Annotated in this window: 24 protein-coding genes and 1 pseudogene; 24 read left to right on the top strand and 1 reads right to left on the bottom strand. The window is 40.9% G+C overall.

What is annotated here, in order from left to right:
* Positions 1-3 precede the first annotated feature (3 nt).
* The 18 genes and pseudogenes from spoIIIAE (at position 4) to ACE4RR_RS09085 (ending at position 17203) form a co-directional block, all read left to right on the top strand.
* Entirely contained in the window at positions 4-1179 is a 1176-nt protein-coding gene (gene spoIIIAE, locus ACE4RR_RS09170) for a stage III sporulation protein AE (protein ID WP_375535120.1), read from the top strand.
* 7 nt (positions 1180-1186) lie between these two features.
* Positions 1187-1813, top strand: a complete 627-nt coding sequence (gene spoIIIAF / locus ACE4RR_RS09165; RefSeq protein WP_375535119.1) for a stage III sporulation protein AF — start codon at positions 1187-1189, stop codon at positions 1811-1813.
* Positions 1806-2465, top strand: coding sequence for a stage III sporulation protein AG (spoIIIAG, locus tag ACE4RR_RS09160; RefSeq protein WP_375535118.1), 660 nt, complete (start codon positions 1806-1808; stop codon positions 2463-2465). Before spoIIIAF ends, spoIIIAG begins: the two co-directional genes overlap by 8 nt.
* On the top strand, positions 2465-3103 hold the full coding sequence (locus ACE4RR_RS09155; RefSeq protein ID WP_375535117.1) for a SpoIIIAH-like family protein: 639 nt from the start codon (positions 2465-2467) through the stop codon (positions 3101-3103). Before spoIIIAG ends, ACE4RR_RS09155 begins: the two co-directional genes overlap by 1 nt.
* Positions 3104-3392: 289 nt before the next feature.
* A complete protein-coding gene (locus tag ACE4RR_RS09150; protein ID WP_375535116.1) occupies positions 3393-3779 on the top strand; it encodes a hypothetical protein in 387 nt (128 codons plus the stop codon).
* 29 nt (positions 3780-3808) lie between these two features.
* Positions 3809-4210 (top strand): Asp23/Gls24 family envelope stress response protein, encoded by a 402-nt coding sequence (locus tag ACE4RR_RS09145; RefSeq protein WP_375535115.1) that lies wholly within the window; start codon positions 3809-3811, stop codon positions 4208-4210.
* 121 nt (positions 4211-4331) lie between these two features.
* A complete protein-coding gene (nusB, locus tag ACE4RR_RS09140) occupies positions 4332-4730 on the top strand; it encodes a transcription antitermination factor NusB (RefSeq protein WP_375535114.1) in 399 nt (132 codons plus the stop codon).
* Between the two features lie 13 nt (positions 4731-4743).
* Positions 4744-5610, top strand: coding sequence for a bifunctional methylenetetrahydrofolate dehydrogenase/methenyltetrahydrofolate cyclohydrolase FolD (gene folD, locus ACE4RR_RS09135; protein ID WP_375535113.1), 867 nt, complete (start codon positions 4744-4746; stop codon positions 5608-5610).
* Entirely contained in the window at positions 5607-6995 is a 1389-nt protein-coding gene (xseA, locus tag ACE4RR_RS09130) for an exodeoxyribonuclease VII large subunit (RefSeq protein WP_375535112.1), read from the top strand. The genes folD and xseA overlap by 4 nt, the downstream gene beginning before the upstream one ends.
* Positions 6985-7233 (top strand): exodeoxyribonuclease VII small subunit, encoded by a 249-nt coding sequence (xseB, locus tag ACE4RR_RS09125; RefSeq protein ID WP_375535111.1) that lies wholly within the window; start codon positions 6985-6987, stop codon positions 7231-7233. The genes xseA and xseB overlap by 11 nt, the downstream gene beginning before the upstream one ends.
* Positions 7234-7238: 5 nt before the next feature.
* Positions 7239-8117: a polyprenyl synthetase family protein gene (locus tag ACE4RR_RS09120; RefSeq protein WP_375535305.1), complete on the top strand. Its 879-nt coding sequence runs from the start codon at positions 7239-7241 to the stop codon at positions 8115-8117.
* A 273-nt stretch (positions 8118-8390) separates the two neighbouring features.
* Positions 8391-10280, top strand: a complete 1890-nt coding sequence (gene dxs, locus ACE4RR_RS09115) for a 1-deoxy-D-xylulose-5-phosphate synthase (protein ID WP_375535110.1) — start codon at positions 8391-8393, stop codon at positions 10278-10280.
* On the top strand, positions 10280-11095 hold the full coding sequence (locus ACE4RR_RS09110; RefSeq protein WP_375535304.1) for a TlyA family RNA methyltransferase: 816 nt from the start codon (positions 10280-10282) through the stop codon (positions 11093-11095). The genes dxs and ACE4RR_RS09110 overlap by 1 nt, the downstream gene beginning before the upstream one ends.
* Positions 11096-11238: 143 nt before the next feature.
* Positions 11239-11688, top strand: a complete 450-nt coding sequence (gene ahrC / locus ACE4RR_RS09105; RefSeq protein WP_375535109.1) for a transcriptional regulator AhrC/ArgR — start codon at positions 11239-11241, stop codon at positions 11686-11688.
* A gap of 27 nt (positions 11689-11715) precedes the next feature.
* The gene (gene recN, locus ACE4RR_RS09100; protein WP_375535108.1) at positions 11716-13440 is read left to right on the top strand and encodes a DNA repair protein RecN; all 1725 of its coding nucleotides are present in this window, start codon (positions 11716-11718) and stop codon (positions 13438-13440) included.
* Positions 13441-13549: 109 nt separating this feature from the next.
* Positions 13550-14770, top strand: a complete 1221-nt coding sequence (spoIVB, locus tag ACE4RR_RS09095; RefSeq protein WP_375535107.1) for a SpoIVB peptidase — start codon at positions 13550-13552, stop codon at positions 14768-14770.
* A 481-nt stretch (positions 14771-15251) separates the two neighbouring features.
* Positions 15252-16037, top strand: a pseudogene (gene spo0A / locus ACE4RR_RS09090) (sporulation transcription factor Spo0A).
* A 338-nt stretch (positions 16038-16375) separates the two neighbouring features.
* The gene (locus ACE4RR_RS09085) at positions 16376-17203 is read left to right on the top strand and encodes a hypothetical protein (protein WP_375535106.1); all 828 of its coding nucleotides are present in this window, start codon (positions 16376-16378) and stop codon (positions 17201-17203) included.
* Positions 17204-17329: 126 nt separating this feature from the next.
* Here ACE4RR_RS09085 and ACE4RR_RS09080 read toward each other — a convergent pair whose 3' ends face one another.
* A complete protein-coding gene (locus tag ACE4RR_RS09080; RefSeq protein ID WP_375535105.1) occupies positions 17330-17563 on the bottom strand; it encodes a DUF2627 domain-containing protein in 234 nt (77 codons plus the stop codon).
* 103 nt (positions 17564-17666) lie between these two features.
* Between ACE4RR_RS09080 and ACE4RR_RS09075 the strand changes: the two genes are divergently transcribed.
* From ACE4RR_RS09075 to ACE4RR_RS09050, 6 genes are all read left to right on the top strand, one after another.
* Complete coding sequence (locus ACE4RR_RS09075) at positions 17667-19436, top strand: sigma 54-interacting transcriptional regulator (protein WP_375535104.1); 1770 nt, start codon at positions 17667-17669, stop codon at positions 19434-19436.
* A 130-nt stretch (positions 19437-19566) separates the two neighbouring features.
* Positions 19567-20664 carry a branched-chain amino acid dehydrogenase gene (gene bcd, locus ACE4RR_RS09070; RefSeq protein ID WP_375535103.1) on the top strand — a complete coding sequence of 366 codons (1098 nt, stop codon included), beginning with the start codon at positions 19567-19569 and terminating at the stop codon, positions 20662-20664.
* A gap of 119 nt (positions 20665-20783) precedes the next feature.
* The gene (lpdA, locus tag ACE4RR_RS09065; protein ID WP_375535102.1) at positions 20784-22205 is read left to right on the top strand and encodes a dihydrolipoyl dehydrogenase; all 1422 of its coding nucleotides are present in this window, start codon (positions 20784-20786) and stop codon (positions 22203-22205) included.
* A gap of 70 nt (positions 22206-22275) precedes the next feature.
* Positions 22276-23229 (top strand): thiamine pyrophosphate-dependent dehydrogenase E1 component subunit alpha, encoded by a 954-nt coding sequence (locus ACE4RR_RS09060; protein WP_375535303.1) that lies wholly within the window; start codon positions 22276-22278, stop codon positions 23227-23229.
* On the top strand, positions 23229-24212 hold the full coding sequence (locus ACE4RR_RS09055; protein WP_375535101.1) for an alpha-ketoacid dehydrogenase subunit beta: 984 nt from the start codon (positions 23229-23231) through the stop codon (positions 24210-24212). The genes ACE4RR_RS09060 and ACE4RR_RS09055 overlap by 1 nt, the downstream gene beginning before the upstream one ends.
* A gap of 16 nt (positions 24213-24228) precedes the next feature.
* Positions 24229-25479, top strand: coding sequence for a dihydrolipoamide acetyltransferase family protein (locus ACE4RR_RS09050; RefSeq protein WP_375535100.1), 1251 nt, complete (start codon positions 24229-24231; stop codon positions 25477-25479).
* The last annotated feature ends 159 nt before the right edge of the window (positions 25480-25638 follow it).

The following is a 25638-nucleotide window of genomic DNA, read 5'->3' as shown; positions in this document are numbered from 1 at the left end:
CAAATGAAAACAGCGATTAGTATTTTATTCTGTCTTTTGCTGTTTGCTCCTTCAATTGTGGCCGCAGAAGAGGAAAAGGCGACTTTGACAGCTGAGGATTACAAAAACCAGCAGCTTGACGAATTAGATTTACAGGAAATTTCTCAGTTTTGGGAAGAAATTTCCACTGAATATGGACATTTTCTACCTGAATCACAAAAAGGATCTCTGCTGGATTTTATGAGTGGTGAAAACAAATTTTCCCTGCAGGAATGGGGCTACGCATTTTTGCGCTTTATTTTCCATGAAATCACCGCCAACGGTAAATTAATGGGGACACTGCTTTTGCTGGCGCTGTTCAGCGCAATATTGAAGGCTGTGCAGAATGCATTTGAGAATGAAACAGTAAGTAAAACGGCTTATGCGATTGTTTTTATTGTTCTGTTAATCATTGCATTAAACAGTTTTTATATAGCTATGAATTACGTGCAGGACACAGCAGCTGCAATGGTCCATTTTATGATGGCACTGCTGCCGCTGCTGCTGGCACTTCTCGCTACGAGTGGAGCATTTGTTTCCGCAGGTTTATTCCACCCACTGGTCGTTATGCTCGTGCAAATGAGTGGATTATTAATCGAATTTGTTATTTTGCCGCTATTGTTTTTTGCGGCTTTGCTCCATATTACCAGCAGCTTAAACAGCCATGTGAAGGTTACAAGGCTTGCGAATCTAATGCGGACGGCAGCTATGGGCACACTCGCTGTATTTTTCACCGTCTTTTTAGGAGTGATTTCGGTCCAGGGAGCAACTGCAGCAGTAACTGATGGATTTGCAGTGCGGACTGCAAAATTTATTGCAGGTAACTTCATCCCGGTTGTCGGAAGAATGTTTACCGATGCAGCCGACACAGCGCTTGGAGCTTCTGTGCTTCTTAAAAACACCGTAGGACTCGCAGGAGCAGGCATTTTATTTCTAATTTGTGCATTTCCTGCCTTTAAAGTGCTTGTGATTGCTTTTATATTTCAATTTACTGCAGCTCTCGTTCAGCCTCTTGGGGAAGGAGCTCTGCTCGAGGCATTATCAGTGCTCGGGAAAACTGTATTTTCTATGTTTGCGGCACTTGCTGCATTATCCTTTATGTTTTTTTTGGCGTTGACGCTGATGGTGGCATCTGGAAATATTTCGATGATGGTGAGGTGAGACACTAGTGGACTGGCTTCAAGCATGGGTTATCAACATTATTATATTTTTATTAACGGCCTTTCTTCTAGAACTATTGCTCCCTTCTACTTCCTATCAAAAATATATTCGTCTGCTATTGTCTTTTATATTAATTCTCTTAATTCTAGATCCGCTTCTATCAATCGTCCGAGGGGATGCAAATCAAGCGTGGAGAGCTATTGAAGAAAGTGAAGAAGTCACTCAGACAGCAATAGGAACTACAAAAAATTTGATGGAACAAAAGAAAATCGAAATAGAATCTGGACAAGATGCATATATTTTAGAAAAAGTTTCAGATCAGCTGAAAGATCAGGTCAACAAGCAGGTGAAAGAAAAATGGGGATGGTCGATTTCGAGCATCGATGCAAATTGGAGGACAGATAATAAGCGTCAGCAGGATCTTGAAGTAACGGTCGCGTTAACTCCATCCTCCGAGGAGAAAGAGGAAGATGCTCCAGGACCTATTGATATAGATGTCAACGTAGGAGAAAACGCGGACACAGAAAATAATGATGATACAGAAGCATCCATCCGCTCTTTCTTAAGTAAACAGTGGGGTATATCAGAAAAGCAAATTCACATTATCGCTGAGGAGGGAGGTGCGCGTGAGTGATGATAATAAGAAAACGAAGCTCCCCGACATAAAAAAAATTTGGAATCAAGCGATCGGATTAAAAAGCCGTGCACCAATATCCTTTTACGTTTTATTTTTATTATTAGCCGGCATTCTATTCATGATTGTCGGGAACCCGGATTCCTCTGAAACAAATTCAGAAGAATTGCAATTAATGGATGAAGAAGAGCGGGAGGCAGCGCCGGTAAATGCTGAACCAGAAGAGGAAGCAGGAATTTCCTCAATTGAAACGGTGTTGCAGGGACGCATGAAAGAAATGCTTGAAAATATTACCGGAGTGGGTGGCGTTGCCGTTATGGTAAAAGTTGCCGGCACCGAAAAAAACATATATGAAAAAAATTCAACAATCAGTCAGCAGACTACGACGGAAAAGGATAGAGAGGGGGGCGAAAGAAAACTCGATGATGGAACAAAAGAAGACCAAATTGTCATTATCCGAAATGGTGATAAAGAAGAGCCTCTCATACAGCAGACAATTGAACCAGACGTGGAAGGGGTTCTTGTAGTCGCAGAAGGTGCAGGAAGTTTACAAGTAAAGGAAATGATTGTAGAGGCTGTTTCAAGAGCGCTTGATATCGCGCCTCATAAAGTATCCGTAATGCCAAGAAATGATGAGGGAGGAAATGAATAATGGTATTAAAAAAACAGACAGTCTGGTTGTTAACAATGATAAGTCTCACAATTGTACTTGCAGTATATTATATAACGGCACCTACTGAAACAGCTGAAGAACCAGTAGAAGAGGAGCCGATGACTGCAGAAATGAGTGAAGAGGAATGGATTGAGTGGCTCGCTGAAGAAGATATAGAAGAGGAGCCGGATGCTGAAAAATCGAAGGGTGAAAACAAGGAAAAGAATGACAAGGCTGAGGATGCAGCGTCCGAAGAACTTGAAGTGAATTTAAATGATACCGGCTCTGCCGACTTCTTCAGTGAAATGAGGATCCAAAGAGAAGAAGCAAGAAGCAGAATGGCGGAAGAGTACACAAATGTTATTGCTTCGGATGAAGTGTCAGCAGAAGAAAAAAGCAGTGCCTTCGCCAAAAAAGAAGAAATTCAACAGCTTCAACAATCAGAGGAAATGCTTGAATCTCTAATTCAGTCGGAAGGATATGAAGAAGCCGTAGTATTAACAGAAGATAACAACGCAAAAATTATAGTTCAGGCTGAAGAGATGAGTAAAGAAGATGCAGTTACGCTGAATCGTCTGGCTGGCGAGCAGCTTGGAATCAAAGATATTGTTATCGGTTATCAAAATCAAAACCGGTAGCATGATAAAAAACGGGGCCGCTTTTATAATAAGCTGTCCCGTTTTTATACATTCTTGAAAAGGCATTGCAATTCGATATTTCACAGCTGCAGACCTGTTGAAAAATCAGACTGTATTTCTCAGCAATGAAACAGGCTTGATCAGAGCGGATACATAGAAACTTGTTTCAAGATTTTCCATGCACATCTTTGTCTCACTCCCGGACATAATGAAAAAAGATCGTCATCATGATATAATCAATGCGTGCAAATTAGCAGAGAGTTAACCTGCCATTAAGGAGAGATAGAAAATGGATTGGAATGATTTAACGGATGGCGCCAAAGCGGTGCTTGAACAGACAAGGAATATGAAAAATGATCAAATACAAATTGTAGAATTTGAAGTTGGATTTAAGCATGAATATGGAGAGGGAGACGGTGCATACACTGTATCAATACAAGAAGAGGATTATCAAAATTTAAAGAAGTTTACGAAGGAAAATGAATACGGTGAAAAATATCATATGGCCAGAAATAAGAACGTCGTAAAAATCATTCTGCTTGAAAATGGGAAAATTCCTGACAATCTCTCTGAATTTCCTGTATTCCGTCAATATAAGGAAGAGTATTTACAAAAAGAAGCGGAACAGAAAGAGCAGCTGGAACGCCAGCAGGCCGAAGTATCGGAAAATGAATAAGCACTGTAATTACATGGAGGTGATGTTCAGTGAGTGAAAACCAGCTCACCGAACTCGAAGAGGAAAAAAACGAATTAGGAAAGATTGAAATATCTCCGGAAGTAATTGAAGTGATTGCGGGACTTGCCGCAACCGAAGTTGAAGGGGTTTTTTCCTTAAGAGGTAATTTTGCAGCAGGAGTTGTTGAACGGCTCGGCCGTAAAAATCATGGAAAAGGCGTTAAGACAGATCTAGGAGAAGATGGTGTAAATATCAGCATCTCACTGATTATGAATTACGGCGTTTCTGTCCCGGAAGTAGCTAAAAATGTTCAGACCAACATTCAGCAGGCCCTTCAGACAATGACCTCTGTCAAGATAGGCGACATTAATGTGCACGTGCTTGGGATTCATTTTGAAACGAATGAAGAAAATGCAGAGCAGGAACTATAATATTCTCAGGCTGCTGTAAAGTGACTTAATTCACTGCCAGCCAGCCTTTTTTTGTTTCCTGTTTTCCAAATGTCAGATATGCTATTATCAATCTTAGATTGAATTAAAGGAGTAAAACGAAATGAATCGACGCTTAGCACGGTTACGAGCTGTACAGGCTCTTTTTCAAATGGATGTCGCTGAAGCCGGATGGAGGGAGGCAGTAGAAAATTCTCTCGAACCGGAAGAAACAGCTGATGAATTTATTAATGAAGTGGTGTCAGGAATAAATGAACATAAACAAGATATTGATGCACGCTTAAAAAAACATCTCGATCATTGGACTCTCGAGCGAATCGGGAACGTCGACAGAGCTATTTTAAGGGAAGCTGTATACGAAATGATATATATGGACAGTATTCCTCTCCATGTTAGTGTGAATGAAGCGATTGAACTTGCAAAAGCATTTGGCGGATCAGAAGCCGGCAGATTTGCTAATGGAGTACTATCCAGTCTATTAAAAGAACACGAAGAAAATTAGTGGAGGGATTCAAATGGCAGCCAAAGTGATAAGTGGAAAAGAAGTAGCCGCACAACTTAGGGAACAAATAAAGAACGATGCCGCGGATTTGACTGACAAAGGGATTACACCGGGACTTGCTGTAGTTTTAGTCGGGGATAACCCTGCTTCCCGATCTTATGTAAAAGGAAAAGAAAAGGCTTCAGCACAGGCAGGAATTTACTCTGAATTATGTGAACTGCCCGAAGACGTGACAGAGAAAAAACTTCTTCAAATTGTAGAAGATTATAATAACAATCCTTCAATACATGGAATTTTGGTTCAGCTTCCACTGCCTGAGCAAATATCTGAAACTAAAGTTATTGAAACCATTTCTCCAGCAAAGGATGTGGACGGATTCCACCCAATCAGTATAGGCAGAATGATGACTGGCCAGGAAACGTTCTTGCCGTGCACTCCGTTTGGCATAATTAAAATGCTTGAACAAGAAAATATAACAATGGAAGGCAAACATGCGGTCGTAATCGGCAGAAGTAATATTGTCGGCAAGCCAGTAGGCCAGCTGCTGTTAAATAATAATGCCACCGTTACATACTGTCATTCGCGCACGAAAAATCTTTCTGAAATGACAAAGCAGGCCGATATAGTAATAGCAGCAGTGGGTCGTGCAGAAATTATAAACGATTCACACTTGAAAGAAGGCGCTGTTGTAATCGATGTAGGAATGAACCGTAAAGATGATGGAAAGCTCTGCGGAGATGTAGATTTTGAGAAAGCTTCTGAAAAAGCTTCCTTTATCACTCCAGTACCAGGTGGAGTTGGACCAATGACGATAACTATGCTTCTGCATAATACAGTCCTGTCCGCTGCCAGGATTTATGAAAAGAGTCATAGCCAATGAATATAGATTCTGGGAAATGGTGGAGTGTTTCCCGTTTAACAAGTCTTATAAAACGTACGCTTGATTTGGAAAGTGATCTTCAACATGTATGGCTGCGCGCTGAAATTTCTAATTTCAAAAGACACAGTCGCGGCCATATGTATTTCACTCTGAAGGATGAAAAATCAAAAATATCAGCAGTGATGTTTGCCGGCAATAACCGGCGCATAACCTTTGAACCTGAAAATGGAATGAAGGTGTTAATTAAAGGTAATGTTTCAGTATACGAACCGTTTGGACAATATCAGCTATATGTAAATGATATGGAACCAGACGGTATCGGCCAGCTTTATATCCAGTACGAAAAGCTGAAAAAAATGCTCGAGGAAGAAGGGCTGTTTTCTCCCGAACGAAAAAAATCAATCCCCTCTTTTCCTACTCAGATTGCAGTAGTTACTTCGCCTACAGGAGCGGCAATTAAAGACATAGTGTCAACTTTGAAACGCCGCTTTCCCGTTGCTTCTATCACATTATTTCCGGTACTGGTCCAGGGACGGGAAGCTCCGTTTTCTATTACAAACGCCTTAAAAAGAGTCGATGAAGCAGGCGGCTTCGATCTTGTTATTACTGGGCGCGGAGGCGGGTCTATTGAAGAATTGTGGGCATTTAATGAAGAAAGTGTGGCCAGAATGATTGCCAAGCTCACGATTCCAGTTATTTCAGCCGTAGGCCACGAAACAGATTTTACGATCGCCGATTTTGTTGCAGATTTAAGAGCTGCTACCCCCACAGCTGCAGCAGAGCTTGCAGTTCCAATGCTTACTGAACTGCAGCGCCAGGTCTCTCAACTGAAGACAAGGCTTTACCGCAGCTTATTTGAAAAAAAGACACGTGAAATACAGCGTCTTGATAGAATAAGAAGATCTTATGCCTTTCGATATCCTGCTCAATTACTCCGTCAGAAGGAACAGGATCTTGATGGTCTTCTAGAAAGACTTGAAAGGTCAATGACAGGTAAAAGTGTCCGCCAGATGGATATTTTGAAAAGTTTAGAGCAGCGCCTTCAGCGCCGCCACCCGGAAAAACTTCTTATTCAGTCCAGAGAAGTTTTAAGCCGTAAGAACATCAGCCTGCAAAAAAGTATGCAGCGCTGTATTGATAATAAATCCTGGCATTTTCGCCACAATCTGCAAAAGCTTCAGCTTTTAAATCCTTTAGAAATAATGGAGCGGGGCTACAGCGTAGCCAGAAATAAAGATGGCAGCATTGTTTCATCAGTCTCCCAGGTGAGTCAAGAGGAAGAGTTTCAGCTCCAGGTTAAGGATGGGACAATCAACGCGGAAGTTGTATATGTATCGGAAAACAAAAATTATTTTAAAAAGGGGGATGGGGGCTATGAAAAATAACGAAAAGCATTCAGACGAAATAACTTTTGAGAATGCGATGGAAAAACTGGAAGAAATCGTGGAAATGCTCGAAGAAGGAGAGGTTCCACTGGAAAAGGCAATTACAATGTACCAGGAAGGAATGACTCTATCTAAGGTCTGTCACGAAAAGCTTCAAAATGTCGAGAAGCAGATGGATAAAATAGTTGAGGAAGACGGAGAAATTAAACCTCTGCTTGATAAGGAGGAGGAAGAGTGACCGTCATGGACCTTCAGACATTTATTGAGCGTTTTAAGAAAGAAATCGACATGCGCCTGCCCCGCTATATAAATGAACAGCACGCGCCTGCCTCCTTAAAAGAATCTATGCTTTATTCTTTGAATGCCGGCGGAAAAAGAGTTCGCCCTTTGTTAATGATTGCAACAATAGAGGCATATCATGAAATGTTTGAGCATGCTTACGATGCTGCCTGTGCTGTAGAAATGATTCATACTTATTCTCTCATCCACGATGATCTGCCGGCGATGGATAATGATGATATCAGAAGAGGCAGTCCGACCAATCATATTGTTTATGGAGAAGCAGCAGCGATCCTTGCAGGAGATGCTCTTCTGACAAAAGCATTTGAAGTAATTAGTCATATTACTGGAATTTCCCATGCTGATAAAATCCTTCTCATTCAAGAACTTTCAAGAGCCTCTGGTGCAGAAGGAATGGTCGGTGGCCAGGCTGCGGATCTTGAAGCAGAGGGACAGACAATTTCTATTGATAAACTTGAACATATTCATCATCATAAGACTGGAGATTTATTGTGTTTTTCAATTGTAGCAGGAGGAATATTGGCAGGTGCACCCGGCAGAGAAATTGAAAATCTGCGATCCTTCGCAAGAGAACTTGGGCTTGTCTTTCAAATTAAAGATGACATTCTCGATGTGGAGGGAGATTCAAAGGAAATGGGTAAAACAGCAGGCAGTGATGAAGGGAACGATAAAAGTACTTATCCGAAGCTATTGTCACTTGATGGTTCAAAGGATAAACTGAAATATCATGCTGAGAGAGCGAAGACTTATCTGCAGAAAACAAGTGCAGACAGAAGTCTTCTGGAGGAATTTGTCACTTATATTGTCGAAAGACGAAACTGAGGCTGGATCTGAATATCAATTGTGCTTGTAAATACCTTTCTGATATACTAAGAAGTGTCAGGTCTTACTTTCAGTTTATGTTTATAATCACCATATCGGTGATATACATAAGGTGAAAACGTTTCAAATTACGACAAATAATGATATAAAAGAAATATTATAAATCCTTTGCCGTTATCACGCTGGTGTTAGCGGCTATTTTTTCAATAGGCACAACTTTTGCAGTAAAGTCTGTATGAATGCTTAAAATGATGGAAAGTGGGGGTTCATTTCATGGATCTTACAACGATAAAGGACCCAGGTTTTGTAAAAACTTATAACCAGAAGGAGTTAGAAGAACTCGCTCAGGATATTCGAAACTTCCTGGTTCAGAAGCTTTCGGTAACCGGTGGCCATCTCGGCCCGAATTTAGGAGTTGTTGAGTTGACTCTCGCGCTGCACTCTTTGTATGACACACCCGGAGATAAATTAGTATGGGATGTTGGCCATCAAAGTTATGTGCATAAGATTTTGACCGGACGGGCAGGGCAATTTGATACCCTGCGGAAATACAAAGGTCTATGCGGTTTTCCTAAGAGGGATGAAAGTGACCATGATGTCTGGGAAACAGGTCACAGTTCTACCTCTCTTTCTGCTGCAATGGGAATGGCACTGGCAAGAGATTTCAAAAAAACAGATGATAAGATAGCGGCTATAATTGGAGACGGCGCCCTGACAGGCGGTATGGCGCTTGAGGCACTCAACCATATCGGGCATGAACAGACGGATTTGACAATTATTCTTAACGATAATGAAATGTCAATCGCTCCAAATGTTGGTGCTCTGCACAGTATCCTTGGAAGACTGCGAACGGCCGGAAAATATCAAAAAGCAAAAGATGATCTGGAATATTTAATAAAGAAAATCCCTGCTTTTGGCGGCAGGCTTGCTGCTACTGCTGAAAGAGTGAAAGACAGTCTGAAATATATGCTCGTTTCAGGGATGTTCTTCGAGGAAATGGGATTTACTTACCTCGGTCCGGTAGATGGTCATGATCTGGATGATCTACTCTCAAATATTAAATATGCCCGAAACACAAAAGGACCGGTAATTGTCCATGTTCTCACTAAAAAAGGAAAAGGATACGCTCCTGCAGAAAATGATGCAAAAGGGACGTGGCATGGACTCGGTCCATATAAAATCGAATCAGGTGAAGTTGTGAAGAAGCCCGGCCCGCCAAGTTACAGTGGAGTATTCAGCTCCACGCTTGAACGAATTGCCGAAAACGATGACCGGATTGTGGCTATTACAGCTGCAATGACCGGCGGTACGAAATTAGATCAGTTCGCTAAGAAATTCCCTGAACGCATGTTTGATGTAGGAATCGCTGAACAGCATGCCACCACTATGGCCGGGGGGTTAGCCACTCAGGGAATGAAGCCGGTTTTTGCTGTCTATTCGACCTTTTTGCAGCGCGGCTATGACCAGCTCGTTCATGATATTTGCAGACAAAACCTAAATGTTGTATTTGCAGTTGACAGAGCCGGCCTGGTCGGAGCAGATGGCGAGACACACCAGGGTGTGTTTGATATCGCTTATTTAAGGCATCTTCCTAATATGAAGATACTTATGCCAAAAGATGAAAACGAGCTGCAGCACATGCTGTTTACAGCTGTCAGTTATGATGCCGGCCCAATTGCCGTCCGGTATCCGCGCGGAAACGGTTATGGTATTGAAATGGACGATGAATTGAAAAAAATGGAGATCGGGAAATGGGAAATAGTCCGGGATGGCAGTGAAGCTACGATATTAACGTTTGGAACAATGCTTCCTGTCGCAGAGCAGGCTGCCGAATTGATGGCAGAAAAGAATATCCACGTACGCATTGTAAATGCAAGATCTGCCAAACCGCTGGATGAAGGATTGCTCTCGGAGCTTCAGGATGAAAACAGACCAATATTAACTCTTGAGGAAGCGTCCTTAAAAGGCAGTTTCGGCAGCGCAGTTTTAGAGCATTTTCATGATAATGGCTGCCACCATATGACCGTGGAGCGGATGGGTATTCCTGACCGTTATATTGAGCACGGAAGTGTTCCTGAGCTGTATGAAGAAATAGGCCTTACACCTTCAGGAGTTGCCGATAGATTAACATCACTTATTCCGGGAAGAGTCAAAAGGGCGTAATTACAATGAAAAAAGAAAGACTTGATGTTCTGCTTGTCCAAAAAGGTTTTTTTGAAACACGAGAAAAAGCAAAACGTTCAATTATGGCAGGAGTAGTCTTTGCAGATGACGAATGTGCGGATAAACCGGGCATGAAAGTGAAAACAGATGCTGTACTGCGGATTAAGGGTGAAGTGATGCCGTATGTGAGCAGAGGTGGTTTAAAGCTTGAAAAAGCTATCCAAGTATTTAATCTTAGGTGTAGTAATAAGATAGTACTTGATATCGGTGCTTCTACCGGGGGATTTACTGACTGTGCGATTCAACACGGTGCTGCGAGGGTCTACGCCGTGGATGTAGGCTATAACCAGCTCGCGTGGTCATTAAGAGTACATCCGCAGGTAATTGTAAAAGAAAGAATGAACTTCCGTTATGCATCTCCTGAAGATTTTACTGAAGGAGAACCGGAGTTCGCTGTAGTCGATGTTTCTTTTATTTCATTAAAATTAATGCTCCCGCCACTTTATCAAATACTAAGCGATGATGGAGAAGCCTGCCTTCTCATAAAGCCGCAGTTTGAAGCGGGCCGTGATAAAGTTGGAAAAAAAGGAATCGTTCGAGACACAGCTGTACATGAAGAAGTGATAACTAATATATGTGATTTTGCACATTCGACCGGTTTTGCTGTGACAGGGCTGGACTACTCGCCTATAACCGGCGGGGATGGAAACGTCGAGTTTTTATTGCATATCTCCAAAAACCAATCCACAACCTCTCCCTGCTCCCCGGTAATAATCCAGGAAGTGGTGATGAAGGCCACACATCAGTTCAAATAATCTTAAATAAGAAAAGCAGGCACAGCCTGCTTTTTCCCTCCTTTATTATTCCACAATTACTTTCTTTTACTCATGAGTTTGTATAAATATAAAATATTAGGTATGATACAGTTAGTTTTTTGGACAGTAAAGGAGGATTATTTATGAATAAAGGACAGCGACATATAAAAATCAGAGACCTTATTACAAACGATGAAATAGAAACACAGGATGAGCTTGTAGACCGGCTCAAAAAAGCTGGATTTAACGTCACCCAGGCTACAGTATCAAGAGATATTAAAGAATTACACCTGGTTAAAGTGCCGATGATTGATGGAAGATATAAATACAGCCTTCCTGCAGACCAGCGTTTTAATCCAATGCAAAAGCTGAAAAGAGCGCTTGTCGACAGCTTTGTGGGAGTTGATCAGGCAGACAACCTGATAGTCATGAAAATGCTTCCCGGAAATGCTAATGCTGTAGCAGTATTAATTGACAATCTTGACTGGGAGGAAATATTAGGAACTATCTGCGGCGATGATACAATATTAATTATCTGCAGAGAAAAGGATAAAACATCTGAAGTGGTAGATCGGTTTTTAGATATGCTGTAATGAAATTAACATTTCCGAGGTGGTAGCATGCTCGAAGAACTTTCCATAAAGAATTTTGCCATCATCGACCAATTAACAGTCCCCTTCGGTGAGGGACTAACCGTGCTGACTGGAGAAACAGGAGCCGGAAAGTCGATTATTATCGATGCAATTGGTTTACTCATCGGCGGACGAGGGTCCGTTGAATTTGTCCGGCATGGTGAAAAGCGGGCAGAAATTGAAGGTTTATTCATTATCGAACCGCAGCATCCGGCAAATTTTAAATTGGAAGAAGCGGGTATTGATACGGATGAGAATATGATTGTTCTGCGAAGAGACATAACCAATCAAGGAAAAAGCATCTGCAGAATAAACGGAAAACTCGTTACTCTTGCTATCCTAAGAGAGATCGGCCAGTCGCTTGTCGACATACACGGACAGCATGAACATCAGGAATTAATGCAGCCTGAAAAGCATCTGCCCATGCTTGACAGGTTTGCCGGTAAAAACCTTCAGGATTCTTTACTGGATTATAAAGGAAGGTATAAAAAATTTATATCGATCCATAATCAACTAAGAAAGCTTAAGGAAAATGATCAGGAGATGGCCAGCAGACTTGATTTTATGCAATATCAACTGCAGGAAATTGAAAAAGCTCAGCTCGTGCCTGAAGAAGACGAACATCTTGAAAAGGAAAGGTATATCCTGGCGAACACAGAAAAGCTTTTTAATAAATTAACCCAGGCTTATGAAAATTTATACGGTGAGGGGAAGGCCCTTGATTGGAACGGTCTGGCTATGGCAAACATGGAGGAAGCCGCCGCCATTGATGAAGAATTAATTGATATTTCAGAAGCCGTTCATTCCTCTTACTATATGCTTGAAGAAGCGGCATTTTCTTTAAGAGAACAGATTGATTCTCTTTCGTTTGAACCAGAGCGTCTCCATGAAGTAGAGAAGCGACTTGATGAAATTAATCAGCTGAAAAGAAAATATGGGCAGAGTGTCGCAGAAATATTAGAATTTGCTGCTTCGGTTGGAGAAGAAGCAGAATCGCTTTCAAACAAAGACGAACGAATTGCAGAGTATGAAAAGGAACTTGAAATAACGGCAATGGATATGCTCGCAGAGGCAGAGACATTAACTGACATTCGAAAACAGGCTGCAGAAGAATTGACGAGCAGCGTTCAGTTGGAGCTGCAGGCACTTTATATGGAAAAAGCTAAAATGGAAATTGCTCTTCAGCAGCCATCAAAAGGTTATTCATACGAATATGAACAACATCGATTTATTTTTAATGAAAACGGCAAGGACAAAGTCGAATTTTTGATGGCAACAAATGCAGGCGAACCTGTAAAGCCGTTAGTGAAAGTAGCTTCCGGCGGGGAAATATCAAGAATTATGCTTGCCATGAAGACCATATTATCTGGTTTTCAACATGTCACTTCATTGATCTTTGATGAAATTGACACCGGCGTCAGCGGCAGAGTCGCCCAGGCAATTGCTGAAAAAATACACTTTGTATCAAAGGGTTCTCAGGTATTGTGTATATCCCACCTTCCACAAGTAGCTGCGATGGCGGATCAGCATCTTTTTATAAAAAAAACGGAAAATAGCGGAAGGGTTATTACCTCCGTGGACCCGCTTACCCAAAAACAAAAAGCCGATGAAATCGCTCGAATGATCTCTGGTGTGGAGGTAACAGAACTAACAAAAGAGAATGCCATGGAGCTTTTGACAATGGCAAAAAAGATAAAAACAGGATCACATTGAAGCTGGCTGCATACAAAGCCAGCTTTTTCTATTGTTTCCCGCTTATAAATAATAAAAGAAGAGGCAACATTATGGATATCACAGAAATAATTGCGGGGGAGGAAACCATATGAAAAGGGGGAATACCTGGATCGGAATATTCTTGCTGTGCCTTCTCACAGTTTTTTTAACTCAACAGAATGTACAGCAATTTTTAGCGATTCCAGACGAAATCGCAATAGATGAAGCATTGACACCGATGCAGAAAAAAGAAGTACTGCAGTCGGGGCTTAAGGACAATGCAGAGGTTACTGCGGTAGACGAAACTTACGCTGCTGTAAAGACAGCGGGGTTTCCAGAAAAGAGTATTAAAATTCATTCAGAAGAAAGACGTCAAGTGATCCCTGGGGGAGAATCGATTGGAGTCACATTACAGTCAAAAGGGGTAATTATCGTTGGATTTCATGAGATCATTACTGAAAATGGGAGAGTTTCCCCAGCTGAAGAAGCCGGCTTAAAAGCAGGGGATATCATTTTAGAAATAGATGGTATCAGCATGAATTCTCTTGACGATGTAGTATCAAGACTGCAGGCAGCTAAATCTGGAGAAACTCTCACCACCAGAATAAAGCGCGGAAATGAGTTACTGACAAAAAAAATAAAAGCGTATGAAAACGATGAAGGCAGTGTGATTGGAGCTTACATTAGAAATGCAGCCACGGGAGTAGGCACTCTTACCTTTGTAGACCCACAAACAAAAAAATATGGTGCTCTCGGCCATGTTATTAGTGATTCAGACACTAAGAAACCAATTGCTATTAAGGAAGGACAAATTGTCAGTTCCTCCGTTAATGCTATTGAAAGAGGCAGCAACGGGCACCCGGGGGAAAAGCAGGCTGTCTTAAAATCGAAGGATAAGTTACTTGGCAATGTAACTAAAAACAGTCCATTTGGTATTTTTGGAAACTGGACAGGGGAAGAAGTTTTATCAAAACAAGCTCTGCCAATATCTAAATCAAATGAAGTAAAAAAAGGCCCGGCGAAGATGCGTACAGTGGTGGAAGGCCAGGAGGTAGAAGAGTTTGACATAGAAGTTGTCCAAACGATTCCGCAGCTGTATCCAGCTTCAAAAGGAATGGTCATTAAAGTGACAGATCCAGATTTACTAAACAGAACCGGGGGGATAATACAGGGAATGAGCGGAAGCCCAATTATCCAAAATGGCAAAATTATAGGTGCGGTGACTCATGTATTTGTTAATGATTCGACGACAGGATATGCCTGTCATATAGAATGGATGCTTAATGAAACGAACAGTAGTAACGTAAATAATTTGAAACCTGCTGGATAGTAAAACCAATATACAGTTGAATCCATTTCATAATTGCTATTTTGAATATATAACCGCGGGCTTGTTCTAAGCCTCCTCGTCAGCAAGCTGCCTAATTAAATAAAAGATGATTAACCTCTCTTCGTGTAGAGGAGTAATCATACGTATAGCTTGTACCGCGACGCACAGGACTTGTCGTATCTTCTGTTCGATATGGACTTTTAAAATTCATTCAGTTATCAAAAAAATGCCGAGCGGCATTTTTTTGTCATGTCAACTGTGATAATATGGATACAAAATATATATATAAATATTTTTCGACAAAAACACACAAAATGAGTTTTGTCAAACGTCGAATAAAGTCGTATCCTATAGATATTGAAAGGATTTTAGAGGTTTAAATTTATTTTTACCATTTTTTTAAATTATAAAGGGAATTTCATCTGCATGTCGAAATGAATATATAGACTTTGGGTACTTTACCATGAGGAGGAACAATATAGTGGATAAAATTAAAGTGTGTGTGGCAGATGATAATCGTGAATTAGTAGGGCTGCTAACTGAATATATAGGGGCTCAGGATGATATGGAAGCAACAGGTTACGCTTATAATGGCCAGGAATGCTTAAAGGTCGTTGATTAGAAGAATCCGGATGTACTCGTGCTTGATATTATTATGCCTCATTTGGACGGTCTCGCTGTTTTAGAGAAAATTAATTCAGGTCAGAAAGAAAAGCGCCCCAAGATAATCATGCTGACAGCTTTTGGGCAGGAAGATGTAACAAAAAAAGCTGTAAACCTGGGAGCATCGTATTATGTCCTCAAGCCATTTGATATGGAAACGCTTATTTCCAACATTAGGGAAGTAAGTGGAAATGAACGTTCTGTATTTCAGCCTGCCTACTCATCCTATAAAGAGACAAAACCTGCTGAAATAAATCTTGACCAGAGCATTACTAATATTATTCATGAGATCGGAGTACCAGCTCATATAAAAGGCTATATGTATTTAAGGGAAGCAATTTCAATGGTATATAACGACATTGAATTGTTAGGATCGATTACAAAGGTTTTATATCCTGACATCGCAAAGAAATTCAATACAACCTCAAGCAGAGTAGAAAGGGCAATCAGGCATGCAATTGAGGTTGCCTGGAGCAGAGGAAATTTTGATTCAATTTCGAAAATGTTCAGCTACACCATCAATGTTTCAAAAGCGAAGCCTACAAACAGCGAATTTATTGCAATGGTTGCTGATAAGCTCCGACTGGAGCACAAGGTCAGTTGAAAGTAATAACAATATGGTGTTACAAGGTATAGCAATATACAAACGTAAAGTCTGAAAAGGCGTCGATTAATTTGAGATTGGGGAATAACTGCTTTTGAAGAGTACAAAAACGCTTCCGCTTATCATAATGATAGTCGGAAGCGTTTCTTATGAAATTTTATGAAATGTTATCTTAAAAAAATAAAATAACCATGTGAAATCTTGGATTTATTTTGTGCCCTGGTTGTGAGCTCCTTCAAGTCCACCACCGTAAGTGCGAATTCTATACCAATTTTTATCCCGCCAATGCCTTTCACTGATATTCAAATAAAACGTACATTGGAAAAGGGTGACCTTAATTGAAGAAATGGGTAAAACATAATAAAATTTTTCTTACCGGAACTTTACTTGCCTTAATATTTCCAATTATCCTTAATTTTGTTCTGTTTAGTGGAACTTCTAGATTTGCATTTGGAAATGGAAATACGTGGTTAAATTTTTGGGGAAGTTATTCAGGTAGTCTAATTAGCGCTGCAGTAGCTTATTTTATTGCAAGTTCACAAGTTAAAAATGTTAAAAAACAGATGGATAGGCAGCTCGAAGATGACCTCTTACGGGATAAGTTTAATAGGACAATTGATCAATTGCCGGCTTTGATTAGTCTGGAAGAAGAGTTAACTAATGCTGTAAATGGGATGTTGTTAGCTGAATCGAATAGAGATTTTTTATTAAAGGAATTTAAAGATTTAACTGAAGAAGAATCATATCAAATAAAATATAATGAAAAATATTTCCGTGAAACCAATCTTAAGTATATTGATAAAGTTGAAAGAACCGATTTACAGGTAGAAATAATGGAAGACCTAAGGTTTTATGATCGATTCAGATCAGCAATTAGTATGGAGGTACCGGACTATAAAGAACTTGAAACTTTATATTCTAAACTAAATTCAGTAAATGACATGGACGAAAAACTTTTAATACAGCATCACATACTCAGACTTGAAACAGAAAAAGATCACTTAAAAAGTTTAAAAAAAGATATTTGGGAACAATTTTTTGATAATGAAATTTTAGAAAAGACGCAGAATACACTCTCAAAACTTGAAGAGGAAATACATACAACTAAAAAGCTTATAGATAAGCCGGATATAAACCTTCTCCGTGAATTATTAGCAAATAATTAAAATAAATAATGAATATATGCTTCCCGGAAGTTTCCCTCCGCGCGAAGGGAAAAGAAAAAAGGCAACAGTTTATAAATGCATCGACTGTTACCATTCTTTCCAATTTATTAGGTGATATAGTGTTATCTAAAATTTAGTCGACCGCACTCCGGTTTTATTGTTTTTTCTATCCCTGTAAAGAACAAATCCGGAGATAAACCAGATCCCAAATATAAGCAGCAATAGTCCTGTTACAAATTGGAGCCATAAAAAAGGGAAGGGCGGCTGAAGAATTTGAAAAAGCATATCTCTCATAAGTTTAATCCCCAACGCAGCAAAAAAACCAGGAATAACAAGTATGAGCAGAGCTATTGTGCGCATGAAAAAATCTCTCCTAAAATGAACTGTTGATCATGTCATTTGTATTGTACTCTATATAGAGATGGATGTCCAAAGTCTGCTCCAAAGGAAGGGTGTCACACTATTGAGATATAAATACCGGCTGATGAAGGAATTAATAATTCAGCACCGAATACACAGCACTATTCTTGATGCTATTCATGAAGGAATGATCGCGATTAATAAAGATGGTTTAATTGTCTTATTTAATCGAAAAGCATCAAATTTAACAGGTATATCGCAGGAGTTGGCCCTTGACTCTCGTCTCGAAAGAGTACTGCCGGAAAGCGGACTTTTGAGGGTTCTTCAAAGAAAAAAAGAAGAAGAGAATCAAAAACTCACCTTTACAAATGGAAATACAATTGTAACTACCAGGCTGCCCTTGTGGCATAGAGATAAATGCATCGGTGCTCTTGCAGTGTTTAAAGACGTTACAGATATAGAAAAGATAGCTGAGGAAGTGACAAGTTTAAAAAGCATACGTCAGATGCTCGAGGCGATAATTAATTCTTCAGAAGAGGCTATTTCAGTTGTGGATGAAGATGGTTTAGGTATGATGATAAACCCTGCATATACCAGGCTGACCGGACTGCCGGCGATGGAGGTTATTGGAAAGCCCGCCCATACTGATATTTCAGAAGGTGAAAGTATGCATATGAAGGTTTTAAATACGAAAAAGCCAGTGCGCGGCGTGAGATTAAAAGTTGGGCCGAATAAGAAAGATGTGCTTGTCAATGTAGCTCCGGTAATTGTCGATGGCGATATAAAAGGCAGTGTGGGGGTCATACATGATGTTTCAGAGATAAGAACTCTCACGGAAGAGCTGAAACGAGCTAAACAGTTAATCAGGACGTTAGAAGCAAAATACAGCTTTGATGATATTATCGGAAGTTCCAGAGAAATGACACTGGTAAAAGAACAGGCTGAGCGTAGTGCAAATGTGCCTGTCACAGTATTATTAAGGGGTGAATCCGGTACAGGCAAGGAATTGTTTGCACATGCAATTCATAATGAAAGTAATCGTAAATTTCATCCATTTATCCGAGTAAATTGCGCTGCGATTCCAGAAACGTTATTAGAAAGCGAATTATTCGGCTATGAAGAAGGTGCTTTTTCGGGAGCCAGGCATGGTGGGAAGAAGGGTTTTTTTGAGGAAGCTGATAAAGGCAGTATTTTATTGGATGAGATTGGAGAGATACCAGCATCTACTCAAGTAAAACTGCTTCGAGTTCTTCAGGAAGGGGAATTTATAAAAGTAGGGGGGACGCGCTCTTGCCAGGTAGATGTAAGAGTGATCGCGGCTACTAATGTGAATCTTGAAAAAGCATTACAGGAAAATAAATTCAGAGAAGATTTATATTACCGTCTAAACCGTATGCCGATTCAAATTCCACCGCTGAGAGACAGGATCGAGGATATTGAGCCGCTCTGTACCCATTTGATCACTCGAATAAACAGAGATTATGGTAGGAATATTACGGCAATATCCAAAGAGACCATCCAAGTGCTGCACGGCTATGATTGGCCGGGTAATGTGAGGGAACTCGAAAATTTACTTGGACGAGCTGTTATTTCAATGAGCAATACAGAAAACGTCATTCAGGCAGCTCATCTTCCTGAATTACATAATCGGTATAAAAAAGTTTCAACAGCAGTGTCCCCCCGGACAGAGTGGGGTGCTGAACAATTTACACTCCAGCAGAAATTAGATAGTTTTGAGAAAAAATTAATTATCGAAAAGCTGCAGGAAAATGAATTTAATAAGACTAAAACTGCTGATCAGCTTAACATATCCCTTCGTAGTCTATACTATAAGATGGAACGTCATCATATTGCAAAAAATGGCATGCAATAAATTTCAGGGTGTGCAATAATTTTCATATAAGAATTGGTTAAACTTCTCGTGCAGCTTGCAAAAATAAGTTGGCATGCTCCTTGCATAATATTTGTATAGATAAAGCAGAAATAGAAGGGGGATCACAGCAGTGGAGTTATTTAATGAAATGGAAATGTATGATTATGAACAGGTCGTGCTCTGCCAGGACCGGACCTCGGGTTTAAAAGCCATTATTGCTATTCATGATACAACCCTCGGGCCTGCCCTGGGGGGGACTCGTATGTGGAAGTATCAATCTGAGGAAGAGGCTTTTGAGGATGTATTACGTCTTGCAAAAGGAATGACGTATAAAAATGCAGCAGCTGGTCTGAATCTCGGCGGTGGAAAAACAGTTATTATTGGAGATCCCCGGAAAGATAAAAATGAGGAAATGTTCCGCGCCTTTGGCAGATACATTCAAGGACTGGCAGGGCGCTACATCACTGCTGAGGATGTAGGTACGACCGAAGAGGATATGGATATTGTTCATGAAGAAACCGATTTTGTTACAGGTATTTCCCCAGCATTTGGCTCTAGCGGCAATCCTTCTCCTGTCACCGCATACGGAGTATATGTAGGAATGAAAGCCGCAGCAAAAGAAGCTTTTGGTACAGATGATCTCGGTGGAAAGACAGTTGCTGTACAAGGAGTCGGCAACGTATCGTATAATTTATGCAGACATTTAAATGAAGAAGGAGCATCTCTGATAGTGACCGATATTCATAAAGACTCCGTAATGAGGGCAGTCAATGATTTCCAAGCGCTATCTGTTGATCCGTCCGACATTTATCAGGTAAAATGTGATATTTTCAGTCCCTGTGCTTTGGGGGCAATTATAAATGATGAAACGATTCCTCAACTGCAGGCAAAAGTTATAGCTGGTGCAGCTAACAATCAGCTTAAAGAAAATAAACATGGCGATATGTTGTATGAGTATGGTATTGTCTACGCTCCAGATTACGTAATTAACGCTGGAGGAGTAATCAATGTGGCCGACGAATTATATGGATATAACCGCGACAGAGCGATGAAAAAAGTAGAAGGTGTATATGACAATATTGCCAAAGTGATAGAAATTGCAAAACGCGATAAAATTCCAACCTACAGGGCAGCTGACCGGCTTGCAGAAGAAAGAATTGAAAAGATGAAGCGGTCCAGAAAACAATTTTTAAGGGATGAACATCATATTTTAAGCAGGAAAAGCTGATATGTAAAGGAAATTCTCAGCAAAGTCCTTGATATTACGATAAAATCAAGGTATTGTAATTTCCTCGTGCCAAACCATGAAGGCCACAGAGGGATATTATGCAGTCAGGGGGACTAGAAATGGCAGAGGAATATGACTTAATAGTTTTAGGAGCAGGCACCGGCGGCTATGTAGCTGCTATCCGTGCAGCTCAGGCAGGATTAAAAACAGCAGTTGTCGAAAAAAGCAAAGTGGGCGGCACATGTTTACATAAAGGGTGTATACCAAGTAAAGCTCTGCTGAGAAGTGCGGAGGTATTTGCTCAAATTAAAAATTGTGAATCATATGGTATCACTGCTGCAGACCCGGAGCTGCATTTTGATAAAGTGCAGGAGAGAAAAAATAAAATTGTCAATAAACTTTATCAAGGCGTGCGTCAGCTGATGAAAAAAGGAAAAATAGATATTTTTGAGGGACATGGCAGAATTCTTGGCCCATCAATTTTTTCTCCGACTCCAGGTACTATATCAGTGGAAATGAGTGATGGCACAGAGAATGAAATGCTTGTTCCGAAGAACGTCATCATTGCCACAGGCTCACGCCCGGCCCATCTTCCCGGATTAGAACCAGATGGAAAACAGATAATGACATCAGACGATGCTCTTGATATAGAAAGTCTGCCTTCTTCCATTATTATTATAGGAGGCGGAGTGATTGGAATCGAATGGGCTTCGATGTTTTCCGACTTTGGTGTTCAAGTTACGGTTCTTGAATATGCAGAACGGATTTTACCAAGTGAGGATGCAGCAGTCTCTTCAGCAATGAAAGAGCAATTAGAGAAGCGTGGAGTGACAGTGGTATGCAGTGCTGACGTAAAGCCGGAAAGAACAAAGAAGCAAAATAAAGTCACCATTTTTGCTGCACATAATAATGAAGAAGCGGTCTTTGAAGCGGAAAAGGTCCTGGTTTCCGTTGGAAGAAAAGCGAATATTAAAGATATCGGGCTAGATAATACGGATATTGAAACAGTCGAAAATCAGATTTCTGTGAATGAATTTTTTCAAACAAAGGAATCCCATATTTACGCAGTCGGAGATGTGATTGGTGGAATGCAGCTTGCTCATGCGGCATCCCGAGAAGGAATAATAGCTGTAGAGCATCTATTAAATCAAAAACCTTCCCCTTTAGATTATTCAATGGTTCCACGCTGCATTTACAGCAGACCCGAAGCAGCAAGTATCGGAATTACAGAAAAGCAGGCGAGGGAACAAGGATTTGAATTTAAAACTGGAACATTCTCTTTTCAGGCCATCGGCAAAGCGCTGGTAGCAGGTGATGAGGACGGTTTTGTCAAGTTAATTGCAGACAAAAATAATGATGATTTACTAGGGGTTCACATGATCGGACCGCATGTGACGGAACTAATATCTGAAACAGCACTCGCGAAGCTCGTTGATGCGGCTTCCTTTGAAATCGCAGAAACAATTCATCCTCACCCAAGCCTGTCTGAAATTTTTGGAGAAGCTGCATTGGCTGTTGATGGGAAAGCTATCCACTCGTAATAAGGAGGTCGTTACTTTGAGTCAGGTAAAGCACAAAGAGCTTGGTTTGTCAGATAACGAAGCGTTGACGATGTATGAAACAATGCTCTTTGCACGAAAAATTGATGAAAGAATGTGGCTGTTAAACAGGGCGGGAAAAATCCCTTTTGTAATATCCTGCCAGGGTCAGGAAGCGGCTCAAGTAGGTGCCGCAATGGCACTTGACAAAAAACAGGATTATGTGCTGCCGTACTATCGGGATTTAGGCATTGTCCTTACATTTGGCATGACAGCGACAGATATTATGCTGGCTGGTTATGCAAAAGCGGATGATCCTAATTCAGGAGGCCGTCAAATGCCGGGTCACTTCGGTCAAAAAAAGAACCGGATTGTCACTGGTTCCTCGCCAGTAACAACACAAGTTCCACATGCAGTAGGAATCGCACTTGCCGGAAAAATGGAGAAAAAAAATTTTGTAGCGCTGGTTACCTTTGGAGAGGGCTCTTCCAATCAAGGGGATTTTCATGAAGGCCTTAATTTTGCAGGAGTTCACAACCTGCCGGTAATTTTTATGTGTGAAAATAATAAATATGCTATTTCTGTTCCGGTCGAAAAGCAGCTGGGATGTGAAAAAGTATCAGACCGGGCAGCAGGCTATGGTATGCCTGGAATTACAGTGGACGGAAATGATCCACTTGCGGTATATGAAGCTGTCAAAAATGCGGCCGAACGCGCACGCAGTGGTAAAGGCCCTACCCTGATCGAAACTGTTTCCTACCGGTTCACTCCTCACTCGAGCGATGATGATGATCGATCTTACCGGGAGAAGGAGGAAGTCGAGGAAGCGAAAAAAAAGGATGCAATCTATACCTTTGCCACATACCTAAGAGAGGCAGACGTATTAACTGATAAAATAGCAGAAAATATGAATGAAAAAATTCGTAAGCTGATTGATGAGGCCACTGAAATTGGAGAAGAAGCTCCGTATGCAGATCCGGAATCTGCGCTAAGATTTGTTTACGAAGAGTCAGGCGGTGAAAATTAATGCCGATAATTAACTATATTCAAGCCATTACAACTGCACTTCAAGAAGAAATGAAAAGAGATGACAAAGTATTTATCCTCGGAGAAGACGTTGGAACACGGGGAGGTGTATTTCGGGCAACAGACGGGCTTTATCAAGAATTTGGGGAAGCGAGAGTACTCGATACGCCGCTTGCTGAATCAGCTATTGCCGGCGTTGGAATCGGGGCAGCCATGTATGGAATGAGGCCTGTAGCGGAAATGCAGTTTGCGGATTTTATTATGCCTGCAGTTAATCAAATTATTTCTGAAGCTGCGAAAATCCGATATCGCTCTAACAATGACTGGGATTGTCCGATTACTATAAGAGCGCCTTACGGCGGTGGAGTGCATGGTGCTTTATATCATTCACAGTCTGTTGAAGCGTTATTTGCAAATGTACCTGGTCTGAAAATCGTTATGCCTTCAACTCCTTATGATGTCAAAGGACTATTAAAAGCTTCTATCCGCTCGAATGATCCCGTGTTATTTTTTGAACACAAGCGTGCGTACCGGCTAATTAAAGGTGAGGTTCCCACGGATGATTATACTCTTCCAATTGGAAAAGCAGATATAAAAAAAGAAGGAAGCGACGTAACAGTTATAACCTATGGGCTGTGTGTGCATTTTGCACTGCAGGCAGCGGAAAAACTAGAGAAGGAAGGAATTTCGGTTCATATTCTAGATCTTCGTACCGTTTATCCGCTCGATGCTGCTGCAATTACGAAAGCTGCTTCTAAAACCGGGAAGGTTCTTCTTTTGACAGAAGCAAATAAAGAAGGAAGTATTATGAGTGAAGTAGCTGCTATTATTTCAGAAAAATGTTTATTTGATCTTGATGCACCTATTCAGCGGCTTGCAGGTCCGGACGTTCCCGCGATGCCTTATGCTCCTACGATGGAAAAGTATTTTATGATTAATCCGGATAAAGTAGAAAAAGCGATCCGCGACTTAGCGGAGTTTTAAGGAGGCAGCACAGGTCATGACAGAAGAAATCAAAATGCCGCAGCTTGGGGAAAGTGTAACCGAAGGTACCATTACAAAGTGGCTTGTTAAGCCGGGAGATAAAGTGAATAAATATGATCCGATTGCGGAAGTAATGACAGATAAAGTGAACGCTGAAGTGCCTTGCTCCGCAGCCGGAACAATTAAAGAATTAATGGTGAAAGAAGATGAAACCGTCCAGGTTGGCAGTTTAATCTGCTATATTGAAACAGAAGCAGATACTCAAAAGCGTAAGATCGACAAGGACGATGCACCGAAAACAGAGCCTACAGATTCTAGTGAAATAGCATCACCTGAGGAAAACACAGCAGCTGAATCTTTAAAACACAGGTATTCTCCTGCTGTCTTAAGAATGGCACAGGATAATAATATAGATCTTACTGCAGTAACAGGAAGCGGACGAGGTGGAAGAATTACCCGTAAGGATTTAGAATCCATCATTAATAATGAAGTCTCTTCTGCAGGAAGTTCAGCAGAACCAGGGGATACCGACAATGAAAAACATCCTCACATATCATCTAATGCCGGTGATGCAAAAGTACCATTGAGCGGAGTTCGAAAAGCAATTGCTTCAAAGATGCAGCAGAGTTCACAGGAAATACCGCACGCTTGGACAATGGTAGAGGTTGATGTGACTAATCTTGTGGCATACCGGAATCAGATAAAACAGGAATTTAAAAGAAGAGAAGGTTTTCCAATTACCTTCTTTCCATTCTTTATCAAAGCAGTCGTCGAATCTCTGCAGGAATTTCCAGAAATAAATTCTGTCTGGGGCGGGGACCACATATTACAAAAAAAGGACATCAACGTATCAATAGCAGTATCTGCAGATAATGCCCTGTATGTACCAGTAATCCCACATGCCGATGAAAAAAGCATAAAAGGTATTGCGAAGGAAGTAAACAGACTGGCTGAGAAAGCAAGGAACGGAAAATTAAGCGGTGAAGACATGAAAAAAGGAACCTTTACTATAAATAATACCGGCTCATTCGGATCTGTTCAATCTGTACCTATCATTAATTACCCTCAGGCTGCTATCCTGTCTGTTGAGTCTATTGTAAAAAAACCGGTTGTAATGCAAGGAGATATGCTGGCTGTCCGAAGTATGGTTAATTTGTGTCTTTCCCTTGACCATCGGGTTCTTGATGGGCTTATATGCGGTAGATTTTTAGCACGGATAAAAGAAAAGCTTGAAAACTTTGATCAGTTTAAAGACTCTGTATACTAAAGAATAAAAGCCGGTCCTGCCCCGATAGGGGGAGTAGACTAACCTAAATTAACGAGACACTATAAAACACCTTCGGAATGGTACACTTAAACAAAGTACTAATTCGGAGGTGTTTTTGCATGGGCAAAAACGTATATTCAAATGAAGTGAAGTGGGCAG

Origin of the sequence: Alteribacillus sp. HJP-4, assembly GCF_042139015.1 — a bacterium.
Classification (GTDB): domain Bacteria; phylum Bacillota; class Bacilli; order Bacillales; family Marinococcaceae; genus JBHIKY01.
Note: the sequence above shows the minus strand (reverse complement) of the source record. Positions and strands in the feature narration are given on the sequence as shown.